The following is a 12,512-nucleotide window of genomic DNA, read 5'->3' on the forward strand; positions in this document are numbered from 1 at the left end:
AGTACTTGTCTTTACTGAACCAGTCATCATCTTGATCCACTCGATGGAATATCTTGATGGCTGGATATCCGAAAAATCTGATATTCGATTTAAGCGAGATACTAGGATTTTAATGTTTCCCGCGATGAGCGCGGGCCAGTCGTCATTTTACCGGAATGACGTCGACCGCCTGCACCGTCTGATGGCTGCCGTAGCTCTTCAGCACGCCGATGACCGGAGCGACATCGGAATAGTCGCGGCCATAGGCCACTACGACATGGTCGCTGCTGACGGCGATGTTATTGGTGGGATCAAGTTCGATCCAGCCCGTGGTTTCGCCACACCAGACACGGACCCAGGCATGCATTGCGTCGGCTCCTTCCAGGCGCTCCTTGCCGGGTGGCGGGATGGTGCGCAGGAAGCCGCTGACATAGCCTGCGGGTATGCCAAGGCTTCTGAGAGCGATGATCATTACGTGGGAGAAGTCCTGGCAGACGCCTCGCTTTAGTGCGAAGGATTCGGACGGCGTAGTGTCCACCGTGGTCGCATCCGGGTCGTATCGGAAGTCCGAATGAATCCTGGCGCAGAGCGTTTCGGCGATCTGTCGCACCGTCAATCCCCGCTTGATAGTCTTTGCCGCATACGCCGCAATTTCCGGGACTTCGTTTAGACGGGGGCTTGGACCGAGAAAATGATGCGGCGAATCCGGTTCGACGGACCAGAAATCGGCAAGCTCTTCCGGCAGTTTTTCGAGGATCGGGGAGAAGTCGGCAGTGATCGCGTGCGGCTGCACCATGACGCGCGCCTGCATGCGGATATCGAGTTTCTCGTGTTGTGCTCGCAGCATGATGGAGGTTGCCGGATGCTGAAAGAAGTCGACGAAGTTGCTGGTCTCGTCCGGTTGCGGATCTATCCTGACAGCGCCCGCGACAAGCCTCTGGCGATCAGAGAGGGATAGAGGCAGTACACGCAGGACGTGATGGGAGCCCGAAACCGGAACGTCGTAGGTATAGCCGATGTGAAGCGTGAGATCGTATAGCATCGGACTATCCGAGATAGGTGTTGGCAAGGATGTCGGACAGTTTCTCGAGTTCGCGTTCGAGGGTGGCGTAGATTTCCGGCGTCATCGTCTCCGGCGTCATCACCGCAAGGCCGGAATGAAGGCGCATAGCCTCGCGGTAGAGCGGCGACATCTGCCCGTTGACGAAGGCGTTCGGCAGCTGTTCCAGTTCGGTACGGATTTCGTTGAGCTGGAACAGAATGGAACGCGGGTTCAGCGGGTCGAGCGCCAGCAGGTCGGTCACGGTAAGCTTGGCCGTGTTGACATTGTAGCGGCGACGATGGGTCATCACGTTGTCGCCAATCTCCAGCAGCATGTCGAGTGAACCATCCGGTGCCGCGTCGGCGCTCATGTGGCCGAGTAGCCGCGTCATGTGCAGTCCGCGTTCGAGGAAGCGGCCGACAGTCAGAAAGCGCCAGCCGGTGAAGCGGTACATGTTTTCATGCACGAGGCCGGCGAAGCCCGCGAGCTTGCGCAGCAGGATTGTCATCGCATGGGCAGCGTCGTCGCCATGCCTGACGGTATCGTGGAAGCGTCGCGCTGTCTTTGCGAGATCATTCAGCGCCAGCCAGCCGTCCGGCGAGAAGCGGTCGCGGATGTTGCTTGCGGAATAAACGGCGCTGTCGATGTTGCGCATCATGCTTTCCGGCACGCCATGTTTCATGTCGACATCGAGGTCGGACAGGTAGCGCGTCACATAGGCGAGAAGGGGCTGGTCGGGATCCGCCGATTCGGCGAAGCGTCCGTGCCATGCGCGCAGGATGCGCAATGCACCTTCTGCCCGTTCGATGTAGCGGCCGAGCCAATAGAGGTTGTCGGCCGCCCGGCTCGGCAGGCTGCCCGGCATGTTGCGGGTGAAGCTTTCCTCCGCCGGGAGCAGCGAGGTGCGGTCAACAGGCTTTTCGGAAACGATCCAGACATCGGCGGCACTTCCCCCCGATTGCATGGCGATTGCCGAAACGTCGTCGCCACTGCCGATCCGGGCGAAGCCGCCTGGCATGATTTGCCAGCCATCCCTGGTGCGGGCTGCGTAAACGCGGAGGCTCATCGGACGAGGTGTGAGCTTGCCATCGACAAAGGCCGGGGTGGTCGAGAGGGTAACGACCTCCTGACCGACCAGTTTGCCGCCCTCGGCCTCCATGCGTTCCAGCATGGATATGTGTTGCTCCTTTGACAGCGAGGCGCCTAGCTGCGAGCGGCCGTTGTCATCAAAGAAGGGAAGCCGTGAATAGGCGGGGCCGATCACCATGCGATCGAGGTTGCGGGCCACATGCTCTCGCTCGGACTTCTGGCCGCACCACCAGGTGGCGATGGAGGGCAGCGCCAGATCCTCGCCGAGCAGATGGCGACAGATGGTCGGCATGAAAGCAAGCAGCGCCCGCGTTTCGAGAATGCCTGAGCCGAGCGCGTTAACGAAGGTCACCGCCCCGTTGCGCAGTGCCTGCACCATGCCCGGCGTACCGATATGGGAATTCTGGTTGAGTTCCAGAGGATCGGCATAGGCGGCATCGAGGCGGCGCCAGAGGACGCTGATCGGCTTCAGGCCGGCGACGGTGCGCACCATGACCCGGCCGTTGACGACGGCCAGATCCTCGCCTTCCAGCAGCATGATACCGAGATAGCGGGCGATATAGGCATGCTCGAAATAGGTTTCGTTGGCAGGACCGGGAGAGAGCACGGCGATGCGGTCGTCGGCATGCTGTTTGCGGGATTGTAAGGTGTCGCGGAATGCCCCGAAAAAGGAGGCGAGGCGATGAACATGGGTTTCCGCGTAGATGTCGGAGAAGGCGCGAGTGGTCGCAACCCGGTTTTCCAAGGCGAAACCTGCACCGGAGGGGGCCTGTGTACGATCGGAAAGCACCCACCAGTTGCCATCAGGCCCGCGACCGATCTCGAAGGAACAGAAATGCAGATAGTGTCCGCCGGCCGGTTTGATGCCGACCAGGGGGCGCAGGAATTCCGGATTTCCGGCAATCAGTTGCGGTGGAATGAAGCCTTCCTGAACAAGCCGATTGTCGTTGTAGATATCGGAGACGACGGCCTCCAGCAGGTTGGCACGCTGCACCAGGCCTTCGGCCAGCACCTGCCATTCCTTTTCCGCGATCAGAACAGGTATATGGGAAAAGGGCCAGGCACGCTCGCTCGAACCGTTGGCGCCATAGGCGCGATAAAACACGCCCGCATCCCGCAGATAGCGGTCTGCACGAGCGAAGCGCTCGTGCAGTTCGTGCTCGGACAGCCGGTCGATGGAGTTCACGAAGCGCTGCCACACGGGACGAATGGCGCCGTTGTTATCCAGCATCTCGTCGGCTGCGCCCGGCAATGCCCGATAACTCATGCTTCGCGTCTCGCTGATTTCGTCTTCCAGCTCTTCGGCCACCGTCTGGTTGGTCATATCCTCTTTCACATGCCCTGGGGTCTTCTCAGATCCAATGTATGCGGAAATTCCGGCGCCACGGTTTCCGGCCACAAGGGATAATTACCCGCTGTATGGCCCCAAGGCTCGAAACGTGCAAGCCGCCTGGCTTCTGCTTCATTGCCGTTCACAGGGAAGGTGTCGTAGTTTCTGCCGCCTGGATGGGCCACATGATATACGCATCCACCGATCGAACGGCCGGACCACGTATCGTAAATGTCAAATGTTAGCGGTGTGTTGACCGGCAGGACAGGGTGTAGGCCCGAGGCGGGTTGCCATGCCTTGTAGCGGACGCCGGCGACCGCCACGCCATTGGTGCGCGTCGGGGTCAAGGGTACGCGGCGGCCGTTGCAGGCGACCGCGAAGCGGGCGGGATTGGGCGTGTCGAGCTTCACCTGCAGCCGTTCCACCGACGAATCGACGTAACGCACGGTACCGCCGATTGCGCCCTGTTCCCCCATGACATGCCAGGGCTCCAGCGCCTGACGCAGTTCCAGTCGCGAGTCGCCGTATTCCACTTCGCCATAGAAGGGGAAGCGGAATTCGAGCTGGGCCTCGAACCATTCCGGCTTGAAGTCGAAGCCGTTGTCGCGCAGGTCGGCAAGCACTTCCAGGAAATCCTGCCAGACGTAATAGGGCAGCATGAAGCGGTCGTGTAGCGCAGTGCCCCAGCGGACGAAGTTGCCTGTGATCGGGTTCTTCCAGAAGCGGGCGATGAGCGCGCGGATGAGAAGCTGCTGGGCAAGCGACATGCGTGCATTCGGCGGCATTTCGAAACCACGGAACTCGACGAGGCCGAGGCGACCCGTCGGTCCATCCGGCGAAAACAGCTTGTCGATGCAGATTTCCGAGCGGTGCGTGTTGCCGGTGACATCGACCAAGAGGTTGCGGAAAAGCCGGTCGACCAGCCACGGCAACGGCGGCGGTTGGCCGTCGCCTGGCATCGGAATCTGTGTGAGGGCAATTTCCAGTTCATATAGGCTGTCGTGGCGGGCTTCATCGATGCGCGGAGCCTGACTGGTCGGACCGATGAACATGCCGGAGAACAGGTAGGACAGCGAGGGGTGACGCTGCCAGTGCAGGACAAGACTCTTCAGCAGATCCGGGCGACGCAGGAAGGGGCTGTCGTTGGGGGTAGCGCCGCCAACGACGACGTGATTGCCTCCGCCAGTGCCGGTATGCCGTCCGTCGATCATGAACTTTTCGGCGCCGAGGCGCGACTGCCGCGCTTCCTCGTAGATCGCCGAGGTTGTGTCGACACAGTCCTGCCAGTTGTAGGCCGGGTGAATGTTGACCTCGATGACGCCGGGGTCCGGCGCGACACGGATGACGTTCAGGCGTTCGTCGTGTGGCGGAGTGTAGCCTTCGATGTGGACCGGCAGGTTCAGGGCACTCGCCGCGCGCTCTGCGGAGGCGAGAAGATCGAGATATTCCTCCAACGCTGCTGTTGGCGGCATGAAGATGCAGAGCCGGCCATCGCGGACTTCGACGGAGATCGCGGTGCGAACACGACCGCCGATCTCTTCGTATGATTGCGGCATGTGGGCCTGCTGGGCGATGTCACGCTGAAAGGAGTGCTCCGGCATGCCTCTGCCCTTGTCCGTCGAGAAATCGGGCAATGGGGGTTTTTCCACGGTTGGATCGACCGGGTTGATGTACGGATACCAGGACGGCGAAATGTAGGGCAGGGAATTCAGCGGCAGGCGGAAACCGACCGGGCTGTCGCCGGGAACGAGGTAAAGGCGACCACGGCGGGTTCGCCATTTTTCGCTGACCCAGGTGCGGCCGGAAACGCGCGACTGCCAGGCCTGCACCGGCAGGACATACCCAGCCGGGGTGGTAAGACCGTTGGAGAAGACCTTGGCGATGCGGCTGCGCTCTTCCGGATCCTTGAGCTTCGAATTGGAAGGATCGACGTTTTCGGGAAGGTTCGCCTCCTTGACGATCCATTCCGCCGGGTCCTCGTAGGCGGCCACCACATTTTCGGGCTCTATATCGAGCTCGGTGGCGATTGCCTGCAGGAGACGCGAGGCGTCTTCGTGGGTGACTTTATGGTCTCGACTTTCGACGGCGATCAGGTCGGGGTTTTTCCAGACCGGCAAGCCATCGCGGCGCCAGTAGAGCGAGAAGGTCCAGCGCGGCAGGCTTTCGCCGGGGTACCATTTGCCCTGTCCATAATGCAGGAAACCGCCCGGTGCGAAACGCTGCCGCAGGCGGCGGATCAGTTCGTCTGCCTTTTCCCGTTTGGTCGGACCGACGGCGGCGGTGTTCCACTCGTCGGACTGGAAGTCGTCGATGGAGACGAAGGTCGGTTCGCCGCCCATGGTAAGCCGCACATCCCCGGCGAGCAGCGAACGGTCGACTTTTTGACCAAGCGCGTTGAGCGCATCCCAGCTTTCGTCGGAGAAGGGTTTTGTGATGCGTGGATGTTCTGAAACGCGCTTCACTTGCATGTCGAAGGCGAACTCGGTTTTGGCCTCGCCGAAATAGCCGCCGGAAATAGGGGCGGCGTTCCTGTAATGCGGGGTTGCCGCAAGCGGGATATGGCTTTCGCCCGTCAGGAGGCCGGACGTGGGGTCAAGGCCGATCCAGCCTGCGCCGGGAATATAGACCTCCGCCCAGGCATGGAGGTCGGTGAAATCCACTTCGGTTCCCGATGGGCCGTCCAGCGCCTTGAGGTCCGGTGCGAGTTGGATCAGGTAACCGGAGACGAAGCGTGCGGCGAGGCCGAGGCGGCGCAGGATCTGGACGAGCAGCCAGCTCGTGTCGCGACACGAACCCTTGGCGAGCGTCAGCGTCTCGTCGGGTTGCTGTACGCCGGGTTCCATACGGATAACGTAGCCGATTTCCTGCTGCAGGCGAGCGTTCAGGCCGACCACCATGTCTACGGTGCCCTGGCCGGGCGTCTTGTCGACGGTTTCCATGTAAGCGTCGAGTGCCGGGCAATCTGACTCGGGCTTCATGTAGATCGCGAGGTCCTCGCGAATGTCCGCCGGGTATTCGAAAGGCCATTTCGCCGCTTCTTCTTCGGTGAAGAAGTCGAAGGGGTTGTAGACGGTCATATCGGCGACAAGATCGACCTCGATCTTGAACTCGGTCACCGGGTCCGGAAAGACGAAGCGGGCGAGATAGTTGCCGTAGGGATCCTGCTGTAGGTTCACGAAATGGTTGGCCGGGGTCACCTTCAGCGAGTGGCTGAGCACCTTGGTGCGGGAGTGAGCTGCGGGCTTCAGGCGGATAATCTGCGGCCCTAGCCTCACCGGGTTGTCATATTGATAATGGGTGAGGTGATAGATACTGGCCTTGATCGACATTCGTGCTGCTTGCCCTGTTCCCTTATCGATCCCGTTTTCCGGGTTAAAGTCAATCTTGTGCAATGCAGCGGCATAAAGCAAGCAGGCCCCGGACGCTTATACGCCCGGGGCCTCGTGTTTTTCGCAGATGTCATGTCATTTTGGTTGTATAGGTTAGCTTCGTCCGAATTCGTCGACCAGACGAATGATGTCGTCTTCGCCGAGATAGGAGCCTGTCTGGATCTCGATCATCTCGAGCTGGATCTTTCCGGGGTTGGCAAGGCGGTGCACGGAACCCTGCGGAATATAGATCGACTGATTCTCGTGCAGGATCGTCACCTTGTCGTCGATGGTGACTTCCGCTGTGCCCCGGACGCACACCCAGTGCTCGGCGCGGTGGTGATGCTTCTGCAGCGACAGCTTCTTGCCGGGATGGACGAAGAGGCGCTTCACCTGGAAGCGCTCGCCGTTGAGCACAGAGGTATAACCGCCCCAGGGCCGGAACGAGGTAGGGTGGTTTTCCGTCAGATTGGCCGTTTCCTTGCGTGACGCGAGAAGCTTCACGAGATCGCCGACCTTCTGGCTTTCGTCGAGGCGTCCAACATAAACGGCGTCTTCGCTGGCGATGACGGCGACGCCGTCCATGCCCTGCACTGCGAGATGACTGTTGCGCGACATGACAAGCGAGTTGCGGGTGCCGATCACCGTCGCATTGCCGTGTACGACGTTGCCGTCGGCGTCCGGCTGGCCGATCTTCCAGACGGCATCCCAGCTTCCGAGATCCGACCAGGTGATCGGGGAGGGGATGACGGCGGCATTGGGGGTCTTTTCCATCACCGCATAGTCGATCGAGATGCTCGGGCTCTTGACGAAGGCGTCCTTGTCGAGACGGGTGAAGTCCAGATCCTTGGTGGCTTCCTCTGCCGACGACCGGGCGGCTTCCAGCACTTCCGGCGCGAATTTTTCCAGTTCCGCAAGGATCTGGCTCACGGAAAAGACAAACATGCCGGAGTTCCAGTAAAAGTTACCGGACTCGATCATCTTTTCGGCGGCCTCGGTCTTTGGCTTTTCTACGAAGCGCTTGACGCCGAACGCACCGTCTCCGAGGTCCTTGCCAAGTTCGATATAGCCGTAACCGGTAGCGGGTTCTGTCGGGGTGATGCCGAAGGTGACGATCTTGCCAGCATGAGCAGCCTTTGCCGCTGCCTTGACACAGTTGCGATAGGCATCGTCGATGACGATGTCGTGGTCGGACGGCAGGATCTGAATGATAGCATCTTCGCCATAAAGTTCTGACACGACCACAGCGGCTGCCGCGACGGCGGCGGCGGTGTTGCGGGCCTCGGGTTCCAGCACGATGCCGGAAAGCTTGGCATCCAGTTCGCGGGCCTGTTCGGCGACGAGGAAGCGGAACTCCTCATTTGTGATAACCAGCGCGGGTTCGTAAAGATCACCGTCAGCCACCCGAAGCAACGTGCCCTGAAAGAGGGTCTTGTCTCCAACGAAACGGATAAACTGCTTGGCCGCGGCTGCGCGCGACAGCGGCCACAGACGCGTTCCCTTTCCGCCTGCCATGATGACGGGTACGATCTTCGAGGTCATTTCTGCTTTGCCTTTCGGTTGGGCGCTTGAGGCGATGCGAAGGGCAGAGATCAGAAAGCAGTCTTGCGCGGGGGCGGATGCCCACCAGTATCCGACTGCGACGCTCTACCTTGCATCGATGAGGTTTGTTGCATTTTTTGCCCGGATCTCCAAGACCACAGGGCGCAGGGCTGGATAGTCCAGGGGGCGAAAACGGCCATATCCGGGCCGATACTGGCAGGAGAAGGCGTCACTGCCGGCAAGGGCTCCTTGTCGGAATCGATGGTTTCGTAGGTGAAGGTGACGGAAACGACACGCATCGGCGGACATTTACCAGTTTTGCATTTTCAACCGGTAAACAAACGGCCTGCTACAGGGTTTGTTCCATTCCGCCAAAAGAAATCGGCAATTTTTTGTAGTTTCCCGGTTCCGGGTATTTATCGGCGGCGTCCGTCGGCTGCGGGCATGGGACCCCTGCGACGCCTCTTCCTGTGAAAAAAACGATCATGAGGTTTGCTGAAGAACCAGTGCTTGGCGATTTCCGTGCTCGCCAGATACGCGAAGGTGATGCCGGCCAGGCCGATGAGAACGCCGACGGGCAGGTGCACGAAGCCGAACCAGTCCGATCCGGGAATGTAGGGAAGCGAGATGGCGAGCAAGGATATAGCGAGCGTCGACAGCAGGAGCCAACGGCCCGGGCGACTCCTGAAGAAGGGGGCCCTGGTGCGAATGACAAGAACTGTGGAGAGCTGGGTGATGAGCGATTCCACGAACCAGCCCGTCTGAAAGATCGCCGCGTGTTCGCCGGTCAATGCGAGCAGGAAGCCGAAGGTCAGAAAATCGAAAAGCGTGCTGATCAGGCCGAAGACGATCATGAAGCGCTGGACATAGGCGATATTCCAGCGTTGCGGATGCATCACCGCTGCTGGATCAACATTGTCGCCGGCGATCGCCATAGAGGGAATGTCGGCCAGGAAGTTGTTGAGCAGGATCTGCTTGGCGAGCAACGGCTGGAACGGCAACAGGAAGGATGCAAAGGACATGCTGATCATGTTGCCAAAATTGGAGCTAATGGCGCAGGACACGTATTTCATCGTGTTGGCGAAGGTCCTGCGTCCGTTGTCGATGCCTTCCAGCAGTACATCGAGACTCTTGTCGACCAGCACCATGTCGGCGGCCTGCTGGGCGACATCGGCGGCCCCTTCGACGGAAATGCCGATATCGGCTTCATGCAGCGCGGGCGCATCGTTGATGCCGTCGCCAAGATAGCCGACCACATGGCCACGCCCGCGAAGTGCCGCGACGATGCGCTGTTTCTGGTTCGGGTCGATCTCGACGAAGAGATCTGTGCGAACGGCGCGCGCCGCCAACGCCTCATCCGTCAGTTTCGACAGCTCTTCGCCAGTCAGTATATGCGTGCAGGCTAGCCCTATCGTGCGGGCAAGATGGGCGGCCACGAAACGGTTATCGCCTGAGATCACCTTCACCTTGACGCCGCGCTCGGCCATCGCCGCGAGCGTTTCGGCGATACCGCTCTTCGGCGGATCGCTGAACAGCAGGAAGCCGGCAAAGGCGAGGCCGGTTTCGTCGTCATGCCCGTAGCGTTCCCGCGATGGCGCAAAATGACGGATGGCGATGCCCAGCACGCGAAAGCCTTCATCGCTCCAATCGGCGTAGCGCTTCGCGAGCGCCGTACGCGCTTCGTCGTCCAGTGGCTTCGGTTCATCCCCATGCATAACATGGCTCGAGACCTCGAGAATGTTGGCGACGGCTCCCTTCGCGATCAGCAGGTCGCCGTCTTTTTCGCGAACGATCACCGAGAGGCGTTTGCGGATGAAATCATAGGGGATCTCGCCGACCTTGGAGAAGGCGTCCGTCTGAATGGCTGCAGCAGTGGCGGCCTTGTCGATGGCACCGTCCAGCGGGTTCGCCATACCGTTCTGCAGGCGGGCGTTGAGGGCGGCAAGCCGGAGCAATCCGTCCGGAGCGCCATCCAGCGGTCCCTCGACTCGGTCGAGGCTGACGACACCTTCGGTAAGGGTTCCGGTCTTGTCGGTGCATAGCAGGTTCATGCTGCCGAGATTTTCGATCGAAGCCAGCCGTCGCACGATAACGCCGCCGGCGGCCATGCGGCGCGCACCGCTCGACAGCGTGAGGCTGACGATCGCGGGCAGCAGTTCGGGCGTGATACCGACGGCGATGGCCAGCGAGAAAAGCAGCGAGTCGACCAGCGGGCGTTGAAGCAGGACATTGCCGGCGAAGATCACCACCACCATGATCAGTGCGACGCGCGTCATGAGATAACCGAACCGGCGGATGCCCCGGGCGAAATCGGTCTCCGGCGTTTCTTCCTGAAGGTGGGCGGTAATCTTGCCGAATTCGGTTTCGACCCCGGTCTCGACGACCATTGCCTCACCCATGCCGCTACGTACGGAGGCTCCTGTGAAGAGCATGCTGGCGCGATTGGCCAGTGCGGTATCGGTGGGAAGCTCGCCCGGATGCTTTTCGACCGGAAAGGTTTCGCCCGTCAGGGCCGACTGGCTGACGAAGAGATCGGTTGCCGAAATCAGGATGGCGTCGGCGGGGATGAGATCGCCGGCGGAGACGGCAACGATGTCGCCGGGTACGACCTCGGCTGCGGCTATGGAGACGAATTTTTCGTCCCGGCGCACCCGCGCCTTGAAACCGATGCGCTCCTTCAGTTTCTCGACTGCGACGGATGCGGAATATTCCTGATAAAAGCTCAGGATACAGCTTGCGAGAACGATCAGCGAGATGATGATCGCTTCGCGCCACTCCCCGACCACGATCGAAATCGCTGCGGCGGCCACGAGAATCAGCACCAGCGGGCTTTCGAACTGGGACAGAAAGATGCGCAGGGCGCTCCAGCGGTTTTCGTCTTTCAGCGAGTTGGGGCCGAAATGCCGCAGCCGTTCGGCGGCTTCCGCGCTTGTCAGACCCTGCTTTCCGGAATGAAACTGGCTGAACAGGTCATCGGGCGGCAGGCTCCAGTAAGCATTCCGATGGATGTCGCCGTTTGTTGAATTGCCGGGGGTGAGAGACATATACGGATCCGTCCGGGCGGGCTGGCTAAGAATGATGCAGGCGATTCCGGTCTTGAGATTGCCTTGCGTTGGCGAACATAGTCCATCCCTGCAACATCGTCATTGCGGACGACGAAGGAGATCGCAAAAATGAAAGCCATGGTGCTGCACGCCATCAGGCAACCGTTGCAGTTCGAGGAGAGGCCAGATCCGCTTCCCGGCGCGGACGAGATCCTTGTGCGGGTCGAGGCATGCGCCGTCTGCCGCACCGATCTGCACGTCGTCGACGGCGACCTGACTGAACCGAAGCTTCCCCTTGTTCCAGGACACGAAATCGTCGGCATCGTCGAACGCTGCGGTGATGGTGTCACGAACCTGCGGCCAGGAAGGCGGGTTGGGATACCATGGCTCGGGCACACCTGCGGATGCTGCAGCTATTGCGAGAGCGGCCGGGAAAACCTCTGCGATACGCCCGGTTTCACCGGCTACACGCGGGATGGCGGTTTTGCCAGCTATGTGGTGGCCGATGCGTCCTATGCCTTTCCGCTCGACGGCTTTTCCGATCCCGTTGCCGCCGCACCGCTGATGTGCGCCGGGCTGATCGGCTGGAGGTCGCTCAAGATGGCGGGGGATGGGCGTCGCATCGGGATCTTCGGTTTCGGAGCGGCGGCCCATATCATCGCGCAGGTCTGCGTGTATCAGGGACGGGATGTCTACGCCTTCACCCGCGAGGGTGACCATGCGGCGCAGGCCATGGCCAAGTCTCTCGGCGCTGTCTGGGCTGGAAGCTCGGACGAGACGCCGCCGAAGCAACTCGATGCGGCCATCATCTTCGCGCCGGTGGGCGCACTGGTGCCGGCCGCGCTGCGTGCCGTTGCCAAGGGCGGGCGCGTGGTGTGCGGCGGCATCCATATGAGCGATATCCCTCAGTTTCCCTATTCGATCCTCTGGGGTGAGCGGCAGATCCTTTCGGTTGCCAATCTCACCCGGGCGGATGCCGTGGAGTTCCTCGATCTTGCTCCGCACGCCGGGGTGAAGACCATCACGACGGTCTATCCGCTGGAAAGGGCGAACGAGGCACTCGACGACCTGCGCGCCGGCCGCTTTCAGGGTGCGGCGGTGCTGGTGCCGTGATCTCG

General features: G+C 60.8%; 6 protein-coding genes. 1 reads left to right on the top strand and 5 read right to left on the bottom strand.

Annotated elements, in window-relative coordinates:
* Positions 1-142 precede the first annotated feature (142 nt).
* The 5 genes from H4I99_RS08325 to mgtA all read right to left on the bottom strand — a co-directional run bounded on the left by H4I99_RS08325 (position 143) and on the right by mgtA (position 11,394).
* On the bottom strand, positions 143-1,021 hold the full coding sequence (locus H4I99_RS08325) for a transglutaminase family protein (RefSeq protein ID WP_163900857.1): 879 nt from the start codon (positions 1,019-1,021) through the stop codon (positions 143-145).
* Positions 1,022-1,025: 4 nt separating this feature from the next.
* Entirely contained in the window at positions 1,026-3,434 is a 2,409-nt protein-coding gene (locus H4I99_RS08330; protein ID WP_163900855.1) for a circularly permuted type 2 ATP-grasp protein, read from the bottom strand.
* Positions 3,435-3,442: 8 nt separating this feature from the next.
* Positions 3,443-6,769, bottom strand: a complete 3,327-nt coding sequence (locus H4I99_RS08335; protein ID WP_163900853.1) for a transglutaminase family protein — start codon at positions 6,767-6,769, stop codon at positions 3,443-3,445.
* Positions 6,770-6,922: 153 nt separating this feature from the next.
* Positions 6,923-8,350, bottom strand: coding sequence for a mannose-1-phosphate guanylyltransferase/mannose-6-phosphate isomerase (locus tag H4I99_RS08340; protein WP_163900851.1), 1,428 nt, complete (start codon positions 8,348-8,350; stop codon positions 6,923-6,925).
* A gap of 416 nt (positions 8,351-8,766) precedes the next feature.
* Positions 8,767-11,394 carry a magnesium-translocating P-type ATPase gene (mgtA, locus tag H4I99_RS08345; RefSeq protein WP_163900849.1) on the bottom strand — a complete coding sequence of 876 codons (2,628 nt, stop codon included), beginning with the start codon at positions 11,392-11,394 and terminating at the stop codon, positions 8,767-8,769.
* Between the two features lie 129 nt (positions 11,395-11,523).
* On the opposite strand from mgtA, the gene H4I99_RS08350 reads away from it, so the two are divergent.
* A complete protein-coding gene (locus H4I99_RS08350; protein WP_163900847.1) occupies positions 11,524-12,507 on the top strand; it encodes a zinc-dependent alcohol dehydrogenase family protein in 984 nt (327 codons plus the stop codon).
* The last annotated feature ends 5 nt before the right edge of the window (positions 12,508-12,512 follow it).

The sequence above is a fragment of the Paenirhizobium daejeonense genome (assembly GCF_014280875.1).
GTDB lineage: Bacteria > Pseudomonadota > Alphaproteobacteria > Rhizobiales > Rhizobiaceae > Allorhizobium > Allorhizobium daejeonense.

Bases quoted from the DNA above. Each gene is read 5' to 3' on its own strand.
- H4I99_RS08325 (WP_163900857.1), bottom strand. From the start codon at position 1,021: ATGCTATACGATCTCACGCTTCACATCGGCTATACCTACGACGTTCCG.
- H4I99_RS08330 (WP_163900855.1), bottom strand. From the start codon at position 3,434: ATGACCAACCAGACGGTGGCCGAAGAGCTGGAAGACGAAATCAGCGAG.
- H4I99_RS08335 (WP_163900853.1), bottom strand. From the start codon at position 6,769: ATGTCGATCAAGGCCAGTATCTATCACCTCACCCATTATCAATATGAC.
- H4I99_RS08340 (WP_163900851.1), bottom strand. From the start codon at position 8,350: ATGACCTCGAAGATCGTACCCGTCATCATGGCAGGCGGAAAGGGAACG.
- mgtA (WP_163900849.1), bottom strand. From the start codon at position 11,394: ATGTCTCTCACCCCCGGCAATTCAACAAACGGCGACATCCATCGGAAT.
- H4I99_RS08350 (WP_163900847.1), top strand. From the start codon at position 11,524: ATGAAAGCCATGGTGCTGCACGCCATCAGGCAACCGTTGCAGTTCGAG.